Genomic DNA, 23303 nt, shown 5'->3' on the forward strand with positions numbered 1-23303 from the left:
ATCTGTAGGCTAGTTGCAACATTAGCAGATTATCCTATTTGATCTTCTCTGGGATAGGTATTTATTTACAAAGTTAATCAAATTAGCCGAATATGGGAGTAATTCTAGACTCATAGCTTTGTTGAATTTTTTAGTTTAAGATGATGATACGTAGAAGTGATTTGTGATATTTTACGTTGAGGTATGAAATCTCACTATAATGTCTGTGTTGTCGGTTAGCTTTAAGGTTAAATGGATTTATTTTAAGATACATGTGTTTGGCCCTCAATTTTCTGCTTAGTTTATTTCGGATGTATTATGGGTGGAACGACAACGGGCGGTTGTGAGTTCAGCTCCTTTTCATCCGGCAGCAAGGTAAGGGTCCGGAGCGAAATGCCAACCTCAGGCCCCGGTGGGGTTTCCGCAGAGAAAAACCTCTTTCGGTGGAGCCCTTTCCCCGCGGAAAAGGTTGTCGTATTCGCTCCGGCCCGCTTTTGAAGATGCTACCGATGGAAAGGAGAAAAACCATGCTTCGGCTGTGTGTCGTGACTCTCGTTCCCTGGCCCATCTTTCGTCCACCGTTCTCGATCCCCGTTGCTACCTTAGACCAATTTATTGCCCGTTTTTCTCGCGTTTGAGCCGCGATGAAATTCGGCGGCATAAAGTATGCTCCGCGGTGGTTTTTGAGGTGCACGGCCTGTTTCTGCGGTTCCTGCCGTGTGTTTATCGGGCCTCCGCCATTCGTGTATTGGCCAACCCATCTCAAGGCAAGAATGTGGACAACGGCCGAAGCCTTGTTGTCGCTCCAGCCCTATGTATCCAACTGGTATCCGCAAATCAATATGTCCGCAAAACAACAAAACAGAGAGCCTGCAAAACAGTACGTCAGTAAAACAACAAAACAGTGTGTCAACACAACAGCAAAACAACACAACAGTAAGACCGTGACTTCAGTCAGTCAGTACTTCAGTCAGTCAGTACTGACGTCAATCAGTCAGTCGGCCTTTTTGAATAAGACGCTCTGCGGGTCTTCCTTTTTTGATCGGTTTTGTTCCCGATGTCGACTTCGGGAACGGGCGGTTCGCCTCTTCAGATTGGCCGGCGAACAAGCGGGAACGGGACGTGATATTCGACCCGTTTTTGGGGGTCAGAAACATTATATGTTTTGCCCCCGGCAAGCTGTGTTTTCCGTTACGCGAAATATTCTCGGTAACGAAAACAGCTTGCCCGCAAGGGGGTGGAAAACTCCTCCGAAGTCGTCGTTTTTTACAGGGCACCCCATGTGCCGAGACCGGATTTTAACCGCCGAAGGGTGTCCGGCACCCTTCGCTTAAAAATGGGGTCCTTGGAAGGTATAATTGCGTCCTACGGGCAAAAGAAAAGGAGCAGACTTTCAAAGGCTGCTCCGACAAATGGGGGATATTATGTTTCGATTCTCGGATGAAAATCACATCGGTTTTCTGACTGTAATCACGAGATATGACGAACATTCAATGGCTTGTTCCATCTCAAATCGAGGCCGTAACACGACCCTTTCTTCATACACATAAGCAATGTAAGACAAAGGAATTAGCCGCCACAATGGCCTTCTCACACGCTCAATTCCATAAAAATTCTGTCAATTATTACCATGTTTTGCGGCGGTTAAGGACCATTCTTTTGTGCACAAAATGCCCTGGAAAACCGGCTTATGGGCACACCCAAATATGACCAAACAATTGCTGTCAGTGGAGGAAAAGTAGGTTGCACACCATTTATCGAGTTTATTTTTTGAGTAATTGCAAAGACATAGACTACCCAGAAAACAGCCCCAAAACCACCTCAGTTTTTGCCCAGGAAGAGAACTTAAATGAGAATGGTCGACGCCCGAGAATGTCACATGCAGCTCTGGCCTGGTTGGTAGGTATTACACCCGATGGTGTCAAATACCACTTGCAACGTTTGACTCTGCGGGTCTTTTCTCACGCGAAGACCAAGCTCGACATAATGTTTTATTGCGGTCTGATAGGACAAAGGAAACTTTTCCTCTCAGGCATGTCTTTAACCCTCAATCCGTGAACATCCCAGCCCCAGCTACCTGCTATATTCTGTCCGTGGCAGTGGTTGGCGTCGGTGTGGCAGTGGTTGGCGTCGCGTCCCCTTATACAACCAATGATTCCTCTCGGTAACTTTGCCTTGTGAAACATGACCGGACCAAATCCTTCCCCTCCGCACAGACAGAAGGGCAAAAACAGATCATTGTAGTCTGCAGGATATCGGTCCACATTAAACACAGAGGAGCTTCGTCTCCTCCATGCAAAAATGGATACTATGGAAGACCTAATTTCTCGCAGCAAACAAGGAAAACCGGGCAGGCCTCGCAAAGCCGATCCGGCAAAGAAATGCGTCATGGTCCGATTTACGGACGAAGAATACGCCCGTTTCCTGACCATGTTCGAGAAATCCGGTGTGCCTTCTATGGCTCGTTTCATCAAGGGACAGGTCTTTGACAAAGCATTTCGCGTCATCCAAATGGATCGAGGCGTGACTGAGATTGCAACCATTCTATCCTCCCACCATGCTCTATACCGTAAAATCGGAGTCAATTACAATCAGGTTGTAAAGATGCTGTACATCCATTTCTCGCAGAAAAAAGCACTCGCAATGCTCTATAAACTGGAGAATGAAACACGCAATTTGATTGCTGTCAGTGAGAAGATTTTTGCCACAGTTCAAAAATTAAGACAAAATGATAGCTAACATAACTACCGGAAAGAATGCGTATGGCATTCTGAATTACAATCAGTTGAAAGTCAACAAGGGAAAGGCTTCCGTATTGTCGACAAGACTGATATTTGAAGATCCTGACGGGAAATACAATGTCTCGAAGATGGCCGAAGAGTTTCACAACTCGATGCCCGAATGCATCAGGACTGAAAAGCCCATAGTACATATCTCCCTGAATCCAGACCCCAAGGATGAGATTGACGACGAACTACTGATCACGATGGCCGAAGAATACCTGGATGGAATGGGTTGGGGGAACCAACCCCATATCATCTACAAACACACCGACATCGAAAGGGTTCACATCCATATTGTTACAACACAGGTCGATATAACCGGGCGCAAGATCAATGACAGCCATCGCAACAGACGAAGCGTTGCCGTGACCGAGGAGTTGGAGAAGAAATACCACCTTCATCCGGCGAAAAAACAAAAACAAGTTACTCTATGGCAACTCAAACCCGTAGATTACCACAGAGGCGACCTGAAGAATCAGATCGCCGCCGTGGTTAAACCGGCACTCGCCATGTATCGGTTTCAGACCATGGGTGAATTGAGAGCACTACTCGCCCTGTATCGTATCGGTGTAGAAGAATTGCAAGGATCACGTGCAGGAAGGCCATACCACGGTTTGGTATATACCGTGCTGGATGAGAATGGGGAAAAAGCACCCGTGACGCCGATGAAAGCGTCCAGCCTGGGAGATGACGCCTCCTTGAAAAAGGTCGAGACAATTCTGGCAAGTTCCCCAGAAAAGATCAAGTCCGCCAATCTTCATAAAATGACATTACATCATGTAGAGGAGGCGCTGAACGAGGCGCCATCCGAAGAGGAGTTGCGCAAACGACTGAAAACCCATCACATCGATTTATTCCTGCGCCGAAATGATCAAAACCGAATCACCGGCGTCACATTCATCGATCACGAGAATCGCTGTGTGCTCAATGGTTACCGACTCGGGAAAAGGTACTCGGCAAACGCCTTCAATGAAAGGTTCGTCAAAACCAAGAAAAAAGAGACAGCGACTAAAAAAATATTGAAGAGAAAATTATAACCCCAACTCAATCTGAAAACGCAGCTGCCAGCGGTTGTAATTGTCGGGAATGATACGCGGATCACGTTCGGCATAGGTGTCGTACGAGAGATCGGCCTGCACCTTCAGCCTTCAGACCCCCAATCTTCCGCTGCGGGAGCTGCTCGACGAATTAGAGAATATTGCACCGATCCGCTGCTCAGTCAACCAGAACGTCGTCACGATCGGCAGACGATAGCCGTCAGACCCCATTAAAAACAACGCACCGGTTTGCGCCCCAACTCCAGCCCGCAGAGGACGTCGAGCGAACTGGGACGGCCGTCCGTGCGGAGGGCGTAGACGCTCTCCTCGGACAGCGAAGCGATGGTGTAGTTGCGTGTTTGGGCCGTTTGCCAACCGGTCCGGCGGGCGTTGCGGACGGCAAAGATCAGAATGCGCTGCTCGGCCAGCGCCTCTTCGACGGCGGGAGGGTAGCGACGGTAGAGGGCTCGTCCCAGGGCCCAGATCACCGGATGGCGGGCTTTCAGCAGAAGTTCAAAAACGGATTTTTCGAGCGGCGACTGGAAACCGCTGATTACGACACGGTCGGTTGCGCAACACGCCTCGGCCCAGCGTAGGGTCTGCTCCTCGACGGCAGGCGAGACGACGCGCGAGGCAAAGAAGGCGACCTTCCGACGGTCGAGCAGGGCGAGATTGCCCGTGTAATCGTAATCGAAAGCCATAAAAAACGTGGGTTGCCGCATTGACTTATCCCACACTCAGGCCTTCGCTGCCCACAACAGAAATAAGCAACACGGACAGCCCACGCGAAACGTGTATCATGCACATCGCAAGCCAAAGGCCTGCGGGCACAATACATGCGTCCACGAGGCGTCCAGTTACATCTCTTTCTGCTGTTCAAATTTGCGAAGTTTGAGTGTGAAAGAAAACGTAACGAAACGTTCGTAAATATGTCTGGCTCCGTCCGCAGAGGCACGGAACCAATTACAAAAATAGGAAATTAAATCGGAAAACCGCCAACGGCCGCCGATTTTTGCGGCAGAGTGCCTGTCGGGCGGTGTGTATCGTTGTAGTTTATTGCCGCAGGCGGGTCGACCCGCTTTCCGACTGTCGGCAAATTTCGTATCTTTGTCTTGGATAGGACGCGCCGAATGCCGTCCATAAACCGAAGAGAGCATGAGTACCCTGGAACGAGCCATCGAGATTGCCACCGAGGCGCACCGCGGCCAACGCGACAAGGCCGGGAACGACTATATCGGCCACCCGTTGCGGGTCATGGCCGCCGGTAAAACGACAGAAGAGAAAATTGTCGGAGTACTGCACGATGTGGTTGAGGACAGCAACTGGACCTTCAACTTGCTTGCTATTGAGCGGTTTTCTCCGACGATAATTGAGGCTCTGCGATGTTTAACACACGATCCTAGGGAGTCATATGACCGTTATATTGCTCGTGTGAAAGGTAACCCGTTAGCAGCGGCGGTCAAATTGAACGATCTGACTGACAACATGGATATCCGCCGCCTGCCGTACCTTTCGGATAAGGATGTCAAGCGGCTGAAGCGTTATTTGCGGGCCTACAAGCAGCTGACCGGTGAACCGACCTACTCGGTCTACGCCTGCCGCCAGGAGTATCCGAACGCCTATCTGCCCTGGACTGAAGAGGATGATCTTGAGCTTACGCGCATGTGGTGTGAAGGAATGACGGTGAAAGCGTTGTCCGCCCATTTCCAGCGCAAGCCCGGTGCCATCCGTTCGCGCATCGAGAAGCTCGATCTGGAGCGGCTCTATGGAAAACGGGCCAAGCGATCCTGACCGTACGCCGCAGCCTCGGGCGCCGTCTGCAAAGTGCGGCGAAACGATAAACTGATTCGCGATGATACTGAGCGTTAGCCGAAGAACCGATATTCCCGCCTTCTATGCGGACTGGTTTTACAACCGGATTCGGGAGGGGCAGGTGTGCGTCCGGAATCCGATGAACCGGCACCAGGTCAGCAAAATCCGGCTATCCCCGGATGTGATTGATTGCATCGTCTTTTGGAGCAAGAATCCAGCGCCGATGCTGCCGCGTCTGGACGAACTTGCGGACTACATGTACTATTTCCAGTTTACGGTCACTCCATACGACAGGGTGCTGGAGATGGGGCTCCCGCAGAAGGAGTCCGTGATCGAGACGTTCAGACGGCTGTCCGACCGGATCGGCCCCAAACGGGTCATTTGGCGGTATGACCCGATTCTGTTCTCGCAAGGCATGGACGTCCGCTATCATCTGCACGGTTTTGAGGCAATCGCCAAACGGTTGGCATCCTGTACCCAAACCTGCGTGATCAGTTTTGTGGATCTGTACCAGAAGACGCGGCGCAATTTAAGGGAGACAACGGTCCGGGAACCGAGTGCGGATGAAATCACCCGATTGGCTGCGGGGCTGGCGGCCATCGCGTCAAGCTATGGTATCCGGATTCAGAGCTGCGCGGAGCGGATAGACCTGGAGCCGATGGGCATCCGGCATGGCCGGTGCATCGACCGTATGTTGATTGAGGAGTTGCTGGGGTGCAGGTTGGAGGTCGCCAAGGACAGGAACCAACGGCCGGAGTGTGGATGTGTGCAGAGTGTGGATATCGGAGCCTATGATACATGCAGCCACGGCTGTCTGTATTGCTATGCCAACACCGATACGAAGACGGTGTATCGGAACCGGGTGTTGCATGACCCGTCGTCGCCGTTGTTGATCGGCCGTATGGAGGAGGGTGATGATGTAAAGGAGCGGGTGATCCACTCGTTTAAGGTAAGCGATGCGCTTTTTTAAGGGTAGATAATCCGGCCGCCCCGATGGGCTTGGGACCGGTCGGACCGATGCGTGCTGCTACCTCGGACGCCGTTTGCGAAGGACGAACTCGGTTGCCTCGCGATCCTTCTGTTCGGCGGTCCGCACGGGATTCTGCAGCAGCCACTGTTCGAGCTCCTCGCGCAGGAAGTAGACATTCTTGCCGTGGGGCTTGTAGTGGGGGATGCGGGCGCTGTGGGTGAGTTTGTACATGTAGCTCGGTGAGATGCCTGTGAAGTCGCAGGCTTCGGAAAAGTTCAGGACATTCTTCTGTCCGCGCAGCAGTTGTTCGATGCGGTCGAGGCGTTCCTCGACGGTTAGACTCATTTGCATAAAAACACAATTTAAAAGGTTTGACAAAGGCGTTGCGCAACGCACGGGCTTGTAATTACAGAGACAAAGAAACGAAGAAAAAAGGCTGGCGACATTGTCTGCCAACGTTCCCGCTTGTTTGGACAATCTTTCCCATCTTTTCCCGCGTACAGGCACCCTGCAAACACGACGGCGGAACCCTGCAAAGGGAGACTTCGTCCGTGCTTGTCGGTGTCTGTGGGCAGGCTATGACTGCGCGGCCTCCAGGGCCCGGATGCAGTCGAGAATCTGTTGCTCGCGTTTCGCGTCGATGATGTCGGCCATCTGCTTGGCCGCCGAGAGATCTTTGGCCGTAAGCGGCTTGCCCAGCTTCGAGAGGAAGCATCCTTTGGCTCCCGCCACGCGCTGCCACTTCGGGGTGATGAACCGCGCGGCACTCAGCGATTCGAGTAGCAGCGCCAGCAGCTTGTTGTGGGTCGTCTGCAACGGTTCCGGGAGTTGGCAGGCGAGCAGCAGTTCAACCTCCGGGCGGGTGACGTCGCGCCGGAAGAGGCCGATGCGGTTGATGTGTTCGGTCAGCAGGTCGAGTTGCCGGTCGGTAAGGCGCGGCGAGAAGTCCTCCGGCGTAGGGTCGAATCCCGTGCGGCTGCGGTTGATGGCACGGCGTTTCTCGGCCTGTGCCTGCAGGGCGGTTTCACGCTCCCGGGCCTGCTCCAGCTCCTCCTGCCGCTGCCGCGTGAAGCCGGCAATCTTCGCAACGGCGCTCTGCACCTCGTCCAGTTGGGTCTTGAGGTCGTCCCGAGCCGGGGCAGGGTAGCGGTTGTAGAGGTACGCGAAGGTCTGGTCGATGCGCCGCTGTTCGTCGCGCGTGAAGTTGCCGTAGGCCAGCCGGCGTTCGTAGTCGCGGTGCTGCTCGTCGAGGTAGCGACGGGCCTCCGCACCGGTGAGTCCGCGGCACTCGATCTCGCTCTCCAGGTAGTGGAGCGTGAAGCGGGGATTCCGGAAGAGGACGACGCAGAAGGTGAGCCAGCTGAAGAGGACGACCAGCGCGTAGAAGATCGACGCCGGCACCATCCAGATCCAGCCCAGCAGCCGGCTCCGACGCGCGAGCCGCATGCGCACGCTCCCGATCCATGCACGGACCCGGCTGTTGGCACGACGGTGCGAGTAACGGATGTATTCGATGCGGTTCATGGGCGGTCGGTTGCGGTGCGGGAGTGGAGGCCGGTGCCCCGTCTTCCAAAGATAATCATAATTCCGGAATCCGGTTCACCGCTTCGCGTTTCTTCTCGTCCATAATCTGCGCATAGACCTGCGTGGTCTTCAGCTCGCGGTGGCCGAGGAGCTTCGAGAGGGTGTAGATCTCGGTGCCGAGCGAGAGCTGGAGCACGGCGAAGGTGTGGCGCCCGCAGTGGAAGGTGATGTGCTTCGTGATACCCGCCTTCATGCACCATTCGCGCAGCGCGAGGTTGTGCCAGGCGGAGTATTTCAGCCCCGAGAAGACCCGCTCGTCGGCCCTGCCGCGCGGCCCCATGTAGCGCACGGCCTGCTCGGCGATGTCGAGATACTCCAGACCGCGGGTCTTCTTCTGGCGGAAGACCACGCGCGTGCCGCCGTCGAACTCCTGCACCTCGCCCCACGTCAGCTTGTTGATGTCGCTCCAGCGCATGCCCGTCAGACACGAGAAGATGAAGGCGTCCTTCAGTACCGGGTACGAGCAGTCGGTCTTGACCAGCCGCTGCAGCTCCTCGACCGTGAGGTATTCGCGGTGCACGTCTTCGGTTCGTGTGGCCTTGACCCCCATGGCGGGCGAGTGGGTGACGATCCCCTCCTCGACGGCCCGGTTCAACGCCGCTTTGAACTTCAGGAAGTAGCTGTTCTGGCTGTTGGCCGAGAGGGCGGTGCCGCTCTTCGTGCGTGCCCGCTTGGCGAGGTAGTTGCGGAACCCCTCGACGAACCTCCGGTCGACCCGCTCGAAGGTGGTCTGCGTGCCCGCGTAGGCAATCAGATGTTTCAGCATGCTGTCCCAGTTGCCCCAGTTGCCGGGCGAATCCTTGCGCTGCTCGATCATCCCGCGGATAAACTCGACCAGGTTGGTGCGGATCTTGAACTGTCCGGCGAACCCGTACTGTTCGTTCTGCTCGTCGAGCAGCCGTTTGGCCTTGACCTTCTCGGCCATCTCGAGGTTGATCTTGTTGTGGTCGCGCTCGGCTTTGTTGCGGGGCGTGGTGTAAAGGAAGTATTCGAGGGTCTCGAATCTGCGGCGGTGTTTGATCCGCCCCTCCTCATCGCGCGTGTAGCCATAGTAGTACTCCAGCACCAGCGAGGTGCGTCCCGTCGAGCGCTGCGGTTTCTGATGAAGTTTGATTTCCATGGTGTCGAGGTTTTGGTTCAGGGCAAAGATAGGAAAATATTTTTACACTTTTTTACACCTCGGCGTTTTCAAGGTGTAAATGGAGTGTAAAATTTACACCTCGACGGCAAAAACGAACTCTAGAAAATCGCTCGATTTTATAGAGTAATTCGTTGATTTATTGGTGATTATTCTGCATTTTGCTCGATTTTTCTCCGGTCGAGTTACTTTCCGATGCAGAACTTTGAGAAGATATTTGCCAGAACTTCGTTCGGGGCGATCGCACCGCGTCCCGTGATCTCGCCCAGGTGGCGGATCACCGGCCGGATCTCCTCGCTCAGCAGGTCGGCCGGAAGCCCTTCATCCAGTCCCCGCAGCGCCCGGCCCAACGACTCCCGGGCCGCCGTCAGCGCCTCGTAGTGGCGGCTGTTCGAGACAACCGGATCCCCATGGTACAACCCTTCGGTATCCACCGCCTCGCGCAACGCTTCGCACAACGCTTCGATCCCTTCGCCCCGTTTGGCCGAGATGCCGAGCGCCCCCTCCGGCAGCCGGAATCCTGCGGGGGCCGCATCCAGCTTGTTATAGACCGTCAGCTCCCGCTGATCGGGTCGGATTTCGATCTTGGGGTCGGCTTCGTCCGAATCTTCCGCCGCCTGTGCGTCGATCAACCGGACGATGATCTGCGCCCGGCGGATGGATGCCTTCGTGCGTTCGATGCCCATCTGCTCCAGCCGGTCGCCCGTCGTGCGGATTCCTGCCGTGTCCAAAAAACGGAACAGCACCCCGCCGATGTTGGCCCGCTCCTCGATGACGTCGCGTGTCGTGCCGGCAATCTCCGAGACCATGGCCCGCTCCTCGTTCAGTAGTCGGTTCAACAGCGTCGACTTTCCGACGTTCGGCGCCCCGACGATCGCCACGGCAACCCCCTCCTTGATGGCGTTGCCCAGCGCAAAGGAGCTCCGCAGGCGGTCGATCTCCCGCCCGATCCGCTCCATCGTTTCGCGCAGCGCCCGCCGGTCGGCAAACTCCACATCCTCCTCCGAGAAGTCCAGTTCGAGCTCCAGCAGCGAGGTGAGGTGCAGCAGCTGGTCGCGCAGCCCCTCCAACTCTTCGGAGTAGCCGCCGCGCATCTGATTCGTGGCCAGGGCGTGGGCCGCGCGCGTCGACGAGGCGATCAGGTCGGCTACGGCCTCGGCCTGCGAAAGGTCGAGTTTCCCGGCCAGATAGGCCCGGATCGTATACTCACCCGGCTGGGCCATGCGGCCCCCGGCGGCAATCAGCAGACGGAGAATTTCGGAGACAATATATGAGGAACCGTGGCACGAGATCTCGACCGAATCCTCGCCCGTATAGGAGTGCGGCGCCCGGAAGACCGTGGCCAGCACGTCGTCCACCACCCGTTCATCGTCCACGATGCGGCCGTAGTGGACCGTATTGGCGGCCGCCTTGGCCAGCGGCCGGCTCCCCCGGAAGATGCGGTCGCAGACCGCCAGCGCCTCGTCGCCGCTTACACGGACGACGGCAATGGCTCCCCCCTGCGCCGTGGCCGGGGCTACGATGGTATCATGATCCGTGCCCATTATCTACCCTCGATGCGCAGACGTTGGCCGATGCGGAGCTTGTGGGCGCTCTTGAGCTTGTTCCAGCGCATGAGCTGGGCCGTCGTCACCCGGTAGCGCCGGGCGATGGCTCCCAGCGTGTCACCCTTCTTGACCACGTAGATCGTCGTGCGCTGCTCGAGTTTTTTCTTGTCGATGTTTGCCGGGTTGATGTACTCCTTCAGGTACATCGAATCCTTGGCCATGATCTCCGGTTCGTGGGCGATGTATTGTGCCACGCAGCGTTGCGGCAGGACCAGTGTATAGGTCTTGGTCGTGGCCGGAATGATGTCCAGTTTGTACTGCGGATTGAGCTGTCGCAGGGTCTCCAGCGGGAGGTCGATCGTCGACGAGATCTGGTTCAGGTGCATCAGCCGGTTGATGTGCAGCGTGTCGACCGACAGCGGAATCGGTGCTTCGGTCGGCTCGATGTGGTGGAGCCGGTGGTAGGCATAGGCGTAGGTGGCGCCGATGAAGGCCGGGACGTAGCCGCGGGTTTCACGCGGCAGGTAGTTGTAGATCTCCCAGAAGGTCTTGCCGCCCGAACGGGCCATGGCCTTGTTGACGTTGCCCGGGCCGCAGTTGTAGGCCGCAATGGCCAGCGTCCAGTCGTTGTAGATGGCGTAGAGATCCTTCAGATAGCGGCAGGCGGCCTCCGTGGAGCGGAGCGGATCGCGGCGTTCGTCGACCAGCGAGTTGATCTCCAGCCCGTAGCTCTTGCCCGTGGTGGGCATGAACTGCCACAGCCCGACGGCTCCCACCGGCGAGACGGCCGTCGGCGAGAGGGCCGATTCGATGATCGGCAGCGCCCGCAGTTCGACCGGAAGCCCTTCGCGGAGCAATTCGCTTTCGATGATCGGGAAGTAGTACTGCGACATGCCGAGGATGCGGCTGATCGTTCCCGAACGGGGGTCGACATAGCGGTTGATGTAGCCCCGGACGATCGAATTGAAGGGCAGCTGGATCGGTGACGCCAGATTGCGCAGCCGCTGCGTGTAGATCGAATCGGGGGTCTGATCGACCACGGCGGTCGAATCCTCGAGGATGTAGCGTTTGAAGAATTCGCTGTAGGCATCCTGTCGCTGGCGTTCGCGCCACTCGGCCAGCAGCGAGTCGGCCTGTTCGGCCGTCAGTCCCAGCGTGATGTCGTTCACCGGCGGTTCGACGGGTTCGGGCCCGGCCTCCTCCACCGGTTCGGGACAGACCGTACGCAGCGAATCGGGCGTGAGGGTCTGCGTCTGTTCGGTTTGGGTTTTCTTCTTTTTCTTGTTCTTGGCCCAGGGCCAGCGGTCGAGCGCCGACGCCGGAGCGGCTACAGCCAGCAGCAGGGTGAATATCAGGAGTTTTTTCATCGTCTAAAAGTTGAGGCTCAGGTTGAACCCGAAGACCGGGCGGTTGCCCCGCAGCGTCGGTACGTAGGTGTAGTCGACCAGCGGCTCGAGATTCATCGACAGGTCGTCCGAAATATCGTAGTCCTTCAGATGGGCGTCGACGTGGGCGTCGATGATCTGCAGCACGTAGAGTGCACCCGAGAGGATGATACACAGGTCGCGGTTGCGGCGGTAGTTGTCCCTCAGGTTCTTGATGAAGTCGGCCGAATAGCGGCCCCGGAATTCGTCGGTCGGGCCGTTCGGATAGTTTTCGGGGTGTTGCTCGTAGTCGGCCAGCAGGGTGTAGGCCTTCTTGAAGCGCTGGAAGCCGCGGTTGTTCCAGTCGATGCAGTAGATCATCGAGGCGAAGCCGCCCACCACGAAGGGAACCTTCCAGTAGCTGCGGTTGTAGATCTGTCCGGCACCGGGGAAGATGCAGGCCAGCGTGGTGGCCTTCTTGACGGACGAGACGTCGTTGGTCGAGTAGCTCACGGCCGCATCGCCGATGAAGTAGATGTACGAGGCGATGGTGATGCCCAGATAGAGCTGTCGGCGCGTATTGCTGCGGATCATCTTCTCCTGCAGGGCGTCGAGTTCGGGCGTGCGCGTGAGGCTGACGTCCGTGTAGGAGTTGTACTGGCGGCGCAGGGGCTTGTAGGTCTTGTTTTCGTGGATATAGAGGCCGAGGCCCGTGCCGACCAGTCCGTAGAGGATCGGCAGTTTCCAGTACTGCTTGTTGTAGACCTGTCCGTATCCGGGCAGGACGGTGGAGATCCAGCACACCTTCGAGAGCGACATCGAGTCGCTCATGAACCACCCCTTCTTGTAGACCTTGCGTTTGGTGGTGGTGTCGATGCCGTGCAGGGCTGCGTCGTAGCGGGCCAGGGCCACGGAGTCGAGTTCGTGCAGGTTGTCCGTGCGCACGGCGGTGACGGCCATCGAGTCGAGCAGGTAGTCGGCCTGCAGGGCGGAGTCGATCTTCAGGGCGAGTTCCGCGAAACGGATCGAATCGCGCCGGGCACGCAGGGAATCCGGTTTCTGGAACATGCCGCCGCGCACGATGCTGCGGGCACTGCGCGGGAGTTGGGCCCGGGCGGCGTGCATTCCCGACGCGGCCGCCACGATGAGCAACAGGAGAAACCGGATCTTCGCCATGGTTTCAGCAGGGATTTAGGCGTGTTTCGTAAAGCGTTCGATGAATCGTTCGATGTCGCGGTCGTCGTTGAAGCCGATGACGATCTTGCCGCCGCCGTTCTTCGACCGTTTGATCGAGATATCCTCCGAGAAGTAGTTTTCGAGCTGTTCGACCAGCCGCGAGTAACTTTCGGGATACTCCTCCTCCTCGGCACCGGGAGCCGGTTTGGCCTGCGCTTCGGCCAGCATGCGGACGAGCTCCTCGACCTGGCGCACCGAGAGCCCCTTCTTGATGCAGCGCTTCAACACGCGCAGCTGCTGCTCCTCGGGGGCGCCGGCGATGGCCTTGGCGTGGCCCATCGAGATGAGTCCCTCCTTCAGGGCGAGCTGCACCTCGTCGGGGAGTTTGAGCAGGCGCAGGTAGTTCGACACCGACGAACGCTTCTTGCCCACCTTCTCCGAGAGGGCGTCCTGCGTCAGGTGGCACTCGTCGATCAGACGCTGCATGCCCAGTGCGATTTCGATGGCGTTGAGGTCCTGGCGCTGGATGTTCTCGACCAGCGCCATGGCGTGGAGGTTCTCGTCGTCGACCTCGCGGATGTAGGCCGGCAGGGTCTTCAGATCGGCACGCTGGGCGGCCCGCCAGCGGCGTTCACCGCTGATGAGGATGTATTTTCCGTCGGCGGTCTTCTTGACCGTCACGGGTTGGATAACCCCCAGCTGGCGGATCGAGTCGGCCAGTTCGTCGAGCGCCTCCTCGTCGAACTGCTTGCGCGGCTGGGTGGGGTTGGGGATGATGTCGGCGATCTCGATCTCGGTCATCTGGCTCATGGGTTTGAGCTTCACGTCGACGGGCTCGCTGCCGAAAATCGCGTCGAGCCCCCGGCCTAATCCCTTCTGTGATTTCATAGTCTTCTCCTTTTATATCATTGGTACGGAGCGGGCGGATGGTCGGGCGGTTGCCGTTGGCAGATCCCTTCCCCGACCTCTCGTTTTTTTTTTTTTCCCCCCCCCTATTTCCGGTCAGTTGCGTTTTTTGCGGTTGCGCTTCAGGAATTCGCGGGCCAGGTTCAGGTAGTTCTCCGAACCGACGGCGCCGGCATCGTAAAGCATGACGGGCTTTCCGTGTGAGGGTGCTTCACCCAAACGGATATTGCGCTGAATTATTGTGTCGTAGGCCAGATCGCCGAAGTGTTCGCGGACCTCGGTGACCACCTGGTTGTTGAGTCGGTTGCGCATGTACATCGTCAGCAGGAAGCCTTCGATTTCGAGTGCGGGGTTGAAGGTCGATTTGATCTTGCGGATCGTATTGAGCAGTTTGGAGAGGCCTTCGAGGGCAAGGTATTCGCACTGGACGGGGATCAGCACCGAGTCGGCGGCCGTAAGAATGTTGACCGTGGTGTATCCCAGCGAGGGGGAGCAGTCGATGAAGATGTAGTCGAAGCGGTCGCGCACGGCGTTGACGATGCGTTTCATGACGAAGTGGGCGTTCTCCATCTTGGGCAGTTCGGTGTCGGCGGCCACCAGGTCGATCGACGAGGGGAGGAGCCAGAGGTTTTTGACGTCTTCGCTGTGGAGGATCACCTCTTCGGGCTGTTTCTCGCCGGTGAGACATTCGTAGATGCCCTCGAGATTGATGTCGAAGCCCAGCCCCGAGGTGGCGTTGGCCTGCGGATCGGCGTCCAGCAGCAGCACTTTCTTACCCAGCAGGGCCAGTGAAGCTGCCAGATTGATGGCCGTGGTGGTCTTTCCCACGCCGCCTTTCTGGTTGGCTAAAGCGATTACCTTTCCCATTTTCAGATTCGGTTTATAAGCAGGCAAATTTACGCAAATAATATGGCCCGTGCAAATCCGGAGCCGAGCTTTTCGTAAAATGGCCCCTGGGGACGGGTGTGGCGCCGTACGGCCGTGCAGAGGCAAAGAATTTCGGGATGAGGGGGATGCATCCGCGAATTTTTCGTATCTTTGGAGGCTGTTGTACCGGCGTGGCCGGCACGATATGTGGGGCGCAGCGGACGGCGGGACTCCGACCGTTGCGGAGCGCCCGCAATGGATCAGATGGAAAACGTCATGCAGGAGATGAACGAACACAAGCAACAGGGGGAGTCCCGGACGGAGACTCCCGGAAGAGCGGCCGGCCCGGGTGTCGGAGCGGCCGAAACTGGGGGCGCGGCCAATACTGGGAAGGCGGCCGAAACTGCGGGGGCGGCTGAGACGGCGGGTGCCGCCGGAACGCCGGAGCGCGAGAGCACCGGAGCGGCCGAAGCCGCCGGGCGTGCTGGAGCTGCCGGTGTCACGGATGCGGGCCGGGCCTCCGAGGCCGCCGGTGCGTCGCAGGCGGGGAGCTGCAATGCGTCGCAGGCCGGAGCACCGAAACCGGGCGGGAGCCGTTTCCCGACCTTCGGCGATCTGCTGGCCATGCTGGGAATCGCCTTCGTGGCCCAGATCCTGGTCGGGGTTCTGGGGCGGTTCGTCCTGGTGGCGATGGGTTACGGCGGCGATGCCTCGACCCTGACGCAGGATGTCGTCGGCAAGATCATGGCCGTACTTTATTTCGTCTCGATGTGTGTGACGCTGGGCGGCGTACTCTATTATCGGCACGTGCGCGGGGGACGCGGACGCTGGGCCCGCTTCTCGATCCGCGGACTCAACCCGACCCTGCTGCTGTGGGCCTTCGTGCTGATCTTTGCCGTCGGTGTCGTCCTTGAGCCGTTGCTGCGCCTGCTGCCCGAGGTCTCGCTCGAGGTCGGACGCGGCCTGTGGACCATGGTCTCGCTGATCGTGCTGGCCCCCGTTTTCGAGGAGCTGCTCTGCCGCGGCGTGGTGCTGGGCAGTCTGCGCGAACGCTACGGCGTGACGGTGGCCTGGCTCGTTTCGTCGCTCTTCTTCGGGGTGCTGCACCTGCAGCCCGTCCAGGTGGTCAGCGCCACGGTCGTCGGACTGGTGCTCGGCTACGTCTGTCTGGCCACCGATTCGCTCTGGCCCTCGATGCTCCTCCATGCGCTGAACAATGCCGCGGCCTATCTGCTCATGATCCTCTTCGTGACCCCCGGCGAGAACACCTCCACGCTGCTGATCGATCTGGTGCAGAACCACACCCTCTATGGGGTGATCTACGGGGCGGCGGTGATCCTTTCGGCCCTCTCGGGCTGGATGATGGTCCGCACGCTGCGGCGGATGAAGGAGGCGGAGAAAAATCCCGCCGAGGCGTAATATTCCGCCCGCAAAGTGCGTTACTTACGAGTAAAAAACCTATCTTTGCCCTTTGGAAAATGAATTGGCGTGCGAAAATAACGGTCGCGGCCGGTGTGTTGCTCCTGGCGGGTTGCCGGGAGCTGCCGCGCTATTTTGCCAGCGACACGACCATTGCCCGGGCCGGAGGCAAGGAGTTGCGCATGCTTGATGTCCGTTCGGTGGTCCCCAAGGGTTTGTCGGGCGACGACAGCGCCGCCTTCATGAAGCTCTACGTCGACCGCTGGATCGTCAAACAGCTCAAGCTCAAGGAGGCCGAGACGCTCTTCTCCTCGTCGGCGGGTGATATCGACAAGATGGTCGAGGAGTACCGGCAGGCGCTGCTGATCAAGCAGCTGGACCAGCACTACGTCGACCGTTCGATCGACACGCTCTTCACCGAAGAGGAGATCGCGGCCTACTACAACGCCCACAAGGGCGATTTCAAACTCGACCGGACGATCGTCAAGGGGCGTATCGTGCAGTTTGCGGCCGGCTACCGCCAGGCTGCCAAGCTCAAGATGCTGATGGCCTCGAAGAACAGGGTCCAGCAGCAGGATTTCAGCGACATCTGCGAGAAGAACAACTTTACGGTCAGCGATTTCCGCCAGCAGTGGATCGACTTTCCGGAGTTCCTGAGCTACCTGCCGACGCTGCGCTCGCAGAACTACGATTCGGTGCTCGCCTCGACGGCCGTGCAGGAGATGCGCGACAGCCACAGCCGCTACTATTTCCAGATCGACGCCGTGATGCGGGTCGGCGAGCCCATTCCGCTCGAACGCCTGCGGAGCAACATCCGCCGCATCCTCTTCAACCAGCGCAAGGGGGAGATCATCCGTCAGCACGAGGAGGAGCTGCTCCGGCGGGCCGAGGAGGAGGGTAAGGTGAAGATCTTCGGCGGCAAGCGGAATCCGTCCGAGGTGCTCACCGACGAGACGCCCGACGGCGGGACCGATAACGAAAACGAAGCTAAACGATAACAAGAAACCAGGACAAGATGTTGAAAAAAGGGATATTGGCCGTGGCTCTCGCGCTGCTGTTTGCCGGAGCGCTGGCCCAGAAACGTGAGGTGATGCTCGACAAGGTGGTCGCCGTGGTGGGCGGATCGTCGATCCTCTACTCGGAGGTGGACGACTATGCCCGGCAGCTGGTCGAGCAGCGCCGCCAGGAGGGTTACACGTCGGACCGCGACCCGATGAACGAGGCGCTCGAGGCGCTTCTGACCCAGAAACTGCTCTACAACCAGGGGCAGATCGACTCGGTGACGATCAACCAGGGTGACATCGTGTCGCGTGTCGAGGAGCAGGTGCAGCAGATGGTCGACATGGAGGGTTCGATTCCGGCGCTGGAGGCCAAACACCACATGCCGATCTTCAACATCCGCGAGATCATGCGCCAGCGCTACGAGGAGCAGGCCTACGCGCAGTCGATGCAGAGCGAGGTGATGAACAAGGTGACGGTGATCCCGGGCGAGGTCGAGCGCTTCTACAAGTCGATCTCGCGCGACAGTCTGCCGACCATCGCCGACCAGTATGTCTACGCGCAGATCACGAAGTTCCCCAAGTCGATGACGGCGGCCAAGCAGCGCACCCGCGAACGGCTGCTGGACATGCGCGAACGCGTCATCACGGGCAACGCGAAGTTCGAGAACCTGGCCCGGATGTATTCGCAGGACGGCACGGCCATGCGGGGCGGAGAGATGGATCCTTCGCCGCTGGCGAGTCTCGATGCGTCGTTTGCCGCGGCGCTCGAGAACATGAAGCCCGGACAGATCTCGGAGGTGGTGGAGTCGCAGTTCGGTTTCCACATCATCCAGATGCTCGACAAGCGCGGACAGTTGTACCATTTCCGCCACATCCTGCTGCGTCCGGTCTATACGTCGGAGGAGTTGGGCGAGTCGCTCAACCTGCTGGACAGCATCGCCGATCTGATCCACAAGGACTCGATCACCTTCGAGCAGGCCGCGCTGAAGTATTCGGACGACGCTTCGTCGAAGATGAACGGCGGCATCGTTTCGAACCACGACATCCTGGAGCGTTTCAACGCCTTCGATGCCAAACTGACGGTGACGAAGTTCCTCAAGGAGGATTTCGGCCGCTTCAAGAGTCTCGATGACTACAACGCCCTGCAGCGGCTGAAGCCCGGCGAGGTGTCGGATGCCTATCTGACCGAAGACATGCTCGGCAACCAGATGGCCAAGATCGTCAAACTGGTGGAGGTGATCCCGACCCATACGGCTTCGCTCAACGAGGACTACCTGCGGCTGGAGGAGATGGCCCTGCAGGACAAGCAGAACCGCGTCTTCCGGGAGTGGCTCTCGAAGAAGATCGACGCCATGTATGTCTACATCAGCCCCGAGTTCCGCAACGGGGAGTTCGAAAACAAACATTGGGTGAAATAGGCCGTGCGCAGGCTTGTATCCATAGCCGCCGTGGTGTTGGCCGTCGCCGTGGTGACGGCCCGCAGCGGCATGCAGGCGCCCGGTGCGGCTGAAGAACAGGAGGGCGAGAAGAAGCTCATCGACCTGAAGTCGGATCTGATGGGGCCGGTGGCTCCGGGGGATTCGGTGGTCTTTCTGGTGGGCAACTTCGCGGCGCAGCACAACGGCGCCGTCATCACGTGCGACTCGGCGGTGCGCTACTCGGACATGCGCATCGAGTTCTTCGGCAACGTGCTCATCAACAAGAATACGACCTACATCTACGGGGACCGGGCCGAATACGACGGCAACGTGAACGAGGCGCGGGTCTATTCCGACATCGTGAAGGTGGTCGACGGCGACGCCACGCTCTACACCTATAAATTCCTCTTCAATACGAAGACCAATGTCGGGGAGTTTGCCGACGGCGGGGTGCTGACCAACCGCGAGAATCTGCTCGAGGCGGTGCGCGGCTACTACTATGCCGACACGAAGGATCTGGTGGCGGTCGATCAGGTTGAGATGCGCAACGACGAGTACGAACTCAAGGGCGACTCGGTGGTCTACAATATGGCCACGGACAACGCCTACTTCTTCGAGCAGACGAACATCTGGAACCGCGACGGCGACTACCTCTATGCCGACCGGGGCTCCTATGAGAAGTTGGACACGCTCTACATCATCACGCGCAACGGCTACATCCTGACCGAGAAGCAGGAGATCTGGAGCGACAGCATCGACTACTACCGCACGAAGAACCATGTCATCATGCGCCGCGACCTGCAGCTGGACGATACGGAGCACAAGGTGATCGGCTTCGGCGACTACGGTGAATACTGGAAGGAGCCCGGGAATGCCTTCCTGACGCGGCGCCCGGCTGTGGTGAGCTACGACCTTTCGCAGGGCGACTCGCTCTTCATGCGGGCCGACTCGATGTATCTGTTTACGATCAACGAGGCGCAGCAGCGCCGCGAGGCGGCGGCCGCCGCAGTCCGGGCTTTGGCCGATTCGCTGGCGCGCGTGCAGTCCGATTCGCTGGCACACGCCGGGCAGGGGGCGCTTTCGGAGGGCGATTCGTTGCGGCAGAGTCGGCGGCCGCAACTGGATTCGCTCGGGCGTCCCGTTCCTCCGGCCTTGCAGGAGGGTGCCGAGCGGCGCAACTCGACCCAATCTCCCGAGGCGGCCGATTCGCTGCGGACGGGGACCGACTCGCTGACGGCCGCGCCGGTCAATCCGCTCGATACGCTGGTCGGGGATGCCCGCAAGGCCTACCTCAAGGAGCAGGCACGCAAGGCCCGGGCCGAGGAGAAGGCCAAAAAGGCGGCGGCCAAGAAGGAGCTGCTGGCCAAGATCGCAGCCGAACGGCAGGAGAAGGCTACGGCCAAACTGCTGGCCCAGAAGGAGCGCGAAGAGGCGCGGCTGAAGGCACAGCGGCTGAAGGCCGAATCAAAACTCAAGGCCCGGCAGGCGCGGGCGGCCCGCAAGGGCAAACTCAAACCGATAGATCCGGGGGATCTGGCTGCGCTGCAGGAGTTGCAGGAACAGATCGACCGCAATATCCGCGAACAGGATTCGCTGATGATGCGTCTGGTGGATTCGTTGGCCGCAGCGGACTCGGCGGCGATGGTGATTCCTGCCGATTCGATCGACTCGCTGGCCGCACCGGCTGACTCGATCTACCGTCTGATGAAGGGCTTCCGCAACGTGCGGGTCTTCCGGTCGGATTTCCAGGCCGTGTGCGACTCGATGACGGCCATCAGCACCGACTCGACGATTCACCTCTATATCAATCCCGTGCTTTGGAACCAGTCCAACCAGATCACTTCGGACGTGATGGACATCTACACGGCCAACCAGCAGATCACCCATGCGGAGTTCGTCGGCAGCCCGATGATGGTCTCGCAGCTCGATACGACCCATTATAACCAGGTGGCCGGCAAGGAGATGACGGCTTGGTTCCGCGACAACGAGATCTACCGCGACGACGTGAACGGCAATGCCCAGACGATCTACTACATGCAGGACGGCGAACCGCCCCAGATCACGGGCATGGGGGTCATCGAAAGCGGCGACTGCTCGTTCTTCATCGAGGACAAGCAGATCGTGACGATCGTCTACCGCAAGGATCCCGTGTGGAACATCTACCCGATGGAGAAGATTCCGGCCGATCAGGATCTCTATCTGAAGGGCTTCAAGTGGGAGGGTTCGCGGCGCCCGTCGCAGACGGATGTCTTCGACCGTAGGATCCGGCCCTCGCAGCGCAGCGTGAAGTCGCGGTTGCCGCATCCCTCCTTCCCGTTGCAGCAGGTGCTCGAACAGCGCAAGAAACTCTATATCGAACAGGACCGTTGGTCGGACCGCAACGATCTGGTCGATCCGGCCACCGTGGAGTGGATGCACGCGCTGGGCTACGAGGTGGGTCAGCCGCGCGAATCGGGTCCCGAGCTCTGACCGGGAGCCGATGCCGGGGACCGTGAACTGCAAACCGGGAGTCGGGGCGCAGTACGATTCCGACCGGGGCGGAATCGAACAGGCTCGCCGAGTTTGTGAAAAATTTGAAAAAAAGGAAGAGGGCGAAGAACGCTTTCTTCCTTTTTTCGTTACTTTTGCGGCCGGTTAGTGAGAGAATCCGTTCGATGAAAAAGAGTCTTATCGCTCTGGCCTTTGGTACGCTGGCGCTCGGAATGTCGGAATTCGTGATGATGGGCATCCTGCCCGATATCGCCCGCAGCCTCGGTGTTTCGATCCCTATGGCCGGACATCTGATCTCGGCCTATGCGCTTGGGGTCTGCTTCGGTGCGCCGCTCATGGTGCTCGTGGCCCGCAAACGCCCCCTGAAACAGATCCTGTTGGCGCTGACAACGCTGATCATCCTCGGCAATACCTGCGCGGCGCTGGCCCCGAACTACTGGACGCTGCTGCTGATGCGCTTCGTCTCGGGACTTCCCCACGGAGCCTTCTTCGGCGTGGGGTCGATCGTGGCCGAACGGGTGGCCGACGAGGGCCGCCGGGCCGAGGCCGTCTCGATCATGGTCGTCGGCATGACCATCGCCAACTTGTTTGGCGTGCCGCTCGGAACCTTCATCAGCGGGGCGGTCACCTGGCGGGCCACCTTTGCCATCGTGGCCGTCTGGGGCGCCGTGGCCACACTGCTCGTCCGGCTCTGGGTGCCGGCGCTCCCGCCGCTTCCCGATACGGGCCTCAAGGGGCAGTTCCGCTTTCTGAAGCATGCCGGACCGTGGCTGGTGCTCGCCTCGGTGATGCTGGGCAACGGCGGTATCTTCTGCTGGTACAGCTACGTCAGCCCGCTGCTGATCCATACGGCAGGATTCCTGCCCGATCGGTTGACGCTGCTGATCATGCTTGCGGGCTTCGGCATGTTTGCCGGCAATCTGATCGGCGGCCACTATGCCGACCGCTTCTCGCCCGAACGGGTCGTGCGCTGCACGCTGGCCGTGGCGACGTTGGCCCTGGTGGGGATTTTCTTCGGGGCCCGCATGCCGATTCTGGCCGTGGCGCTGATGTGTGTCACGACGGGATGCCTCTTCTGTGTCTCGTCGCCACAGCAGTTGCTGATCCTCGAGAATTCGCGCGGCGGAGAAATGCTCGGTGCCGCCCTTGTGCAGGTGGCCTTCAACCTCGGAAACGCCCTCGGAGCCTACATCGGCGGACTGCCGATCGAACGCGGTCTGGGGTACGAATATACGACACTGCCCGGCGCCCTCTTCACGCTGCTGGGCATGGTTGTCATTGCCGTCTATATCCATAAATTCCCTCGTCATGCCACACGATAATCAGAAGGAGCTCTTCCCGGTGGTCGATGCCTCGGGACGGGTTGTCGGAAGCGCCACCCGCGGCGAGTGCCACGGCGGTTCGATGTTGCTGCACCCGGTGGTGCACCTCCATGTGTTCAATTCGCGCGGGGAGCTCTACCTGCAGCGGCGTCCGCTGTGGAAGGACATCCAGCCCGGACGCTGGGATACGGCCGTCGGCGGCCATGTCGACTACGGCGAGACGATCGACGAGGCGCTGCGGCGCGAGGTGCGCGAGGAGCTGGGAATCGCCGATTTCCAACCCGAGCAGGTTGCGGTCTACGAATTCCGTTCGGAACGCGAACGCGAACTGGTCCACGTCTTCCGCACGGTCTACGACGGTGAGGTGCACCCGAGCGCGGAGCTTGACGGCGGACGTTTCTGGTCGCCCCGGGAGATCCTCGACAACCTGGGCCGCGGGGTCTTTACGCCCAATTTCGAGGGCGAAGTTTCCCGAATCCTGAAATAGCAC

20 protein-coding genes are annotated in these 23303 nt (G+C 58.8%); 11 read left to right on the forward strand and 9 right to left on the reverse strand.

The window, feature by feature from the left end; translation table 11 throughout:
• Nucleotides 1-2289 precede the first annotated feature (2289 nt).
• From mobA to B5E60_RS13900, 3 genes are all read left to right on the forward strand, one after another.
• Nucleotides 2290-2718: a conjugal transfer protein MobA gene (mobA, locus tag B5E60_RS02555; protein WP_087309506.1), complete on the forward strand. Its 429-nt coding sequence runs from the start codon at nt 2290-2292 to the stop codon at nt 2716-2718.
• Complete coding sequence (mobB, locus tag B5E60_RS02560; protein ID WP_087309330.1) at nt 2708-3799, forward strand: conjugal transfer protein MobB; 1092 nt, start codon at nt 2708-2710, stop codon at nt 3797-3799. Before mobA ends, mobB begins: the two co-directional genes overlap by 11 nt.
• Before the next feature lie 76 nt (nt 3800-3875).
• Nucleotides 3876-4016, forward strand: coding sequence for a hypothetical protein (locus B5E60_RS13900; protein ID WP_162611585.1), 141 nt, complete (start codon nt 3876-3878; stop codon nt 4014-4016).
• Nucleotides 4017-4029: 13 nt separating this feature from the next.
• On the opposite strand, the gene B5E60_RS02565 is transcribed toward B5E60_RS13900, so the two are convergent.
• Nucleotides 4030-4500: a hypothetical protein gene (locus tag B5E60_RS02565; protein ID WP_087309331.1), complete on the reverse strand. Its 471-nt coding sequence runs from the start codon at nt 4498-4500 to the stop codon at nt 4030-4032.
• A gap of 454 nt (nt 4501-4954) precedes the next feature.
• On the opposite strand from B5E60_RS02565, the gene B5E60_RS14005 reads away from it, so the two are divergent.
• Both B5E60_RS14005 and B5E60_RS02575 read left to right on the forward strand, forming a co-directional pair.
• Complete coding sequence (locus tag B5E60_RS14005; RefSeq protein WP_204246433.1) at nt 4955-5590, forward strand: hypothetical protein; 636 nt, start codon at nt 4955-4957, stop codon at nt 5588-5590.
• Nucleotides 5591-5651: 61 nt separating this feature from the next.
• The gene (locus tag B5E60_RS02575; protein WP_087309332.1) at nt 5652-6581 is read left to right on the forward strand and encodes a DUF1848 domain-containing protein; all 930 of its coding nucleotides are present in this window, start codon (nt 5652-5654) and stop codon (nt 6579-6581) included.
• 57 nt (nt 6582-6638) lie between these two features.
• Here B5E60_RS02575 and B5E60_RS02580 read toward each other — a convergent pair whose 3' ends face one another.
• The 8 genes from B5E60_RS02580 to B5E60_RS02615 all read right to left on the reverse strand — a co-directional run bounded on the left by B5E60_RS02580 (nt 6639) and on the right by B5E60_RS02615 (nt 15163).
• Nucleotides 6639-6932, reverse strand: coding sequence for a helix-turn-helix domain-containing protein (locus B5E60_RS02580; RefSeq protein ID WP_087309333.1), 294 nt, complete (start codon nt 6930-6932; stop codon nt 6639-6641).
• A gap of 225 nt (nt 6933-7157) precedes the next feature.
• Nucleotides 7158-8105, reverse strand: coding sequence for a hypothetical protein (locus B5E60_RS02585; protein WP_087309334.1), 948 nt, complete (start codon nt 8103-8105; stop codon nt 7158-7160).
• Nucleotides 8106-8160: 55 nt separating this feature from the next.
• On the reverse strand, nt 8161-9285 hold the full coding sequence (locus B5E60_RS02590; RefSeq protein WP_087309335.1) for a site-specific integrase: 1125 nt from the start codon (nt 9283-9285) through the stop codon (nt 8161-8163).
• Nucleotides 9286-9488: 203 nt separating this feature from the next.
• On the reverse strand, nt 9489-10847 hold the full coding sequence (mnmE, locus tag B5E60_RS02595; protein ID WP_087309336.1) for a tRNA uridine-5-carboxymethylaminomethyl(34) synthesis GTPase MnmE: 1359 nt from the start codon (nt 10845-10847) through the stop codon (nt 9489-9491).
• Nucleotides 10847-12217, reverse strand: a complete 1371-nt coding sequence (locus B5E60_RS02600; protein WP_087309337.1) for a lytic transglycosylase domain-containing protein — start codon at nt 12215-12217, stop codon at nt 10847-10849. Before B5E60_RS02600 ends, mnmE begins: the two co-directional genes overlap by 1 nt.
• Nucleotides 12218-12220: 3 nt before the next feature.
• Nucleotides 12221-13390 (reverse strand): DUF5683 domain-containing protein, encoded by a 1170-nt coding sequence (locus tag B5E60_RS02605; protein ID WP_087309338.1) that lies wholly within the window; start codon nt 13388-13390, stop codon nt 12221-12223.
• A 15-nt stretch (nt 13391-13405) separates the two neighbouring features.
• Nucleotides 13406-14278, reverse strand: coding sequence for a ParB/RepB/Spo0J family partition protein (locus B5E60_RS02610; protein WP_087309339.1), 873 nt, complete (start codon nt 14276-14278; stop codon nt 13406-13408).
• A gap of 114 nt (nt 14279-14392) precedes the next feature.
• On the reverse strand, nt 14393-15163 hold the full coding sequence (locus B5E60_RS02615; RefSeq protein WP_087309340.1) for a ParA family protein: 771 nt from the start codon (nt 15161-15163) through the stop codon (nt 14393-14395).
• 255 nt (nt 15164-15418) lie between these two features.
• Here B5E60_RS02615 and B5E60_RS02620 point away from each other — a divergent pair, with 255 nt between their 5' ends.
• The 6 genes from B5E60_RS02620 (at nt 15419) to B5E60_RS02645 (ending at nt 23300) form a co-directional block, all read left to right on the forward strand.
• Complete coding sequence (locus tag B5E60_RS02620; protein ID WP_239403181.1) at nt 15419-16582, forward strand: CPBP family intramembrane glutamic endopeptidase; 1164 nt, start codon at nt 15419-15421, stop codon at nt 16580-16582.
• 59 nt (nt 16583-16641) lie between these two features.
• Nucleotides 16642-17580: a hypothetical protein gene (locus B5E60_RS02625; protein WP_239403183.1), complete on the forward strand. Its 939-nt coding sequence runs from the start codon at nt 16642-16644 to the stop codon at nt 17578-17580.
• A gap of 17 nt (nt 17581-17597) precedes the next feature.
• The gene (locus B5E60_RS02630) at nt 17598-19001 is read left to right on the forward strand and encodes a peptidylprolyl isomerase (protein WP_087309341.1); all 1404 of its coding nucleotides are present in this window, start codon (nt 17598-17600) and stop codon (nt 18999-19001) included.
• A 3-nt stretch (nt 19002-19004) separates the two neighbouring features.
• Complete coding sequence (locus B5E60_RS02635; protein ID WP_087309342.1) at nt 19005-21470, forward strand: OstA-like protein; 2466 nt, start codon at nt 19005-19007, stop codon at nt 21468-21470.
• 185 nt (nt 21471-21655) lie between these two features.
• Complete coding sequence (gene araJ / locus B5E60_RS02640; protein ID WP_087309343.1) at nt 21656-22813, forward strand: MFS transporter AraJ; 1158 nt, start codon at nt 21656-21658, stop codon at nt 22811-22813.
• Nucleotides 22800-23300 carry an NUDIX hydrolase gene (locus B5E60_RS02645; protein ID WP_087309344.1) on the forward strand — a complete coding sequence of 167 codons (501 nt, stop codon included), beginning with the start codon at nt 22800-22802 and terminating at the stop codon, nt 23298-23300. The genes araJ and B5E60_RS02645 overlap by 14 nt, the downstream gene beginning before the upstream one ends.
• Nucleotides 23301-23303: the final 3 nt, after the last annotated feature.

It is taken from the genome of Alistipes sp. An116, assembly GCF_002161005.1.
Taxonomy (GTDB): domain Bacteria; phylum Bacteroidota; class Bacteroidia; order Bacteroidales; family Rikenellaceae; genus Alistipes; species Alistipes megaguti.

Bases quoted from the DNA above. Each gene is read 5' to 3' on its own strand.
- mobA (WP_087309506.1), top strand. From the start codon at position 2,290: ATGGAAGACCTAATTTCTCGCAGCAAACAAGGAAAACCGGGCAGGCCT.
- mobB (WP_087309330.1), top strand. From the start codon at position 2,708: ATGATAGCTAACATAACTACCGGAAAGAATGCGTATGGCATTCTGAAT.
- B5E60_RS02565 (WP_087309331.1), bottom strand. From the start codon at position 4,500: ATGGCTTTCGATTACGATTACACGGGCAATCTCGCCCTGCTCGACCGT.
- B5E60_RS14005 (WP_204246433.1), top strand. From the start codon at position 4,955: ATGAGTACCCTGGAACGAGCCATCGAGATTGCCACCGAGGCGCACCGC.
- B5E60_RS02575 (WP_087309332.1), top strand. From the start codon at position 5,652: ATGATACTGAGCGTTAGCCGAAGAACCGATATTCCCGCCTTCTATGCG.
- B5E60_RS02580 (WP_087309333.1), bottom strand. From the start codon at position 6,932: ATGCAAATGAGTCTAACCGTCGAGGAACGCCTCGACCGCATCGAACAA.
- B5E60_RS02585 (WP_087309334.1), bottom strand. From the start codon at position 8,105: ATGAACCGCATCGAATACATCCGTTACTCGCACCGTCGTGCCAACAGC.
- B5E60_RS02590 (WP_087309335.1), bottom strand. From the start codon at position 9,285: ATGGAAATCAAACTTCATCAGAAACCGCAGCGCTCGACGGGACGCACC.
- mnmE (WP_087309336.1), bottom strand. From the start codon at position 10,847: ATGGGCACGGATCATGATACCATCGTAGCCCCGGCCACGGCGCAGGGG.
- B5E60_RS02600 (WP_087309337.1), bottom strand. From the start codon at position 12,217: ATGAAAAAACTCCTGATATTCACCCTGCTGCTGGCTGTAGCCGCTCCG.
- B5E60_RS02605 (WP_087309338.1), bottom strand. From the start codon at position 13,390: ATGGCGAAGATCCGGTTTCTCCTGTTGCTCATCGTGGCGGCCGCGTCG.
- B5E60_RS02610 (WP_087309339.1), bottom strand. From the start codon at position 14,278: ATGAAATCACAGAAGGGATTAGGCCGGGGGCTCGACGCGATTTTCGGC.
- B5E60_RS02615 (WP_087309340.1), bottom strand. From the start codon at position 15,163: ATGGGAAAGGTAATCGCTTTAGCCAACCAGAAAGGCGGCGTGGGAAAG.
- B5E60_RS02620 (WP_239403181.1), top strand. From the start codon at position 15,419: ATGGATCAGATGGAAAACGTCATGCAGGAGATGAACGAACACAAGCAA.
- B5E60_RS02625 (WP_239403183.1), top strand. From the start codon at position 16,642: ATGAATTGGCGTGCGAAAATAACGGTCGCGGCCGGTGTGTTGCTCCTG.
- B5E60_RS02630 (WP_087309341.1), top strand. From the start codon at position 17,598: ATGTTGAAAAAAGGGATATTGGCCGTGGCTCTCGCGCTGCTGTTTGCC.
- araJ (WP_087309343.1), top strand. From the start codon at position 21,656: ATGAAAAAGAGTCTTATCGCTCTGGCCTTTGGTACGCTGGCGCTCGGA.
- B5E60_RS02645 (WP_087309344.1), top strand. From the start codon at position 22,800: ATGCCACACGATAATCAGAAGGAGCTCTTCCCGGTGGTCGATGCCTCG.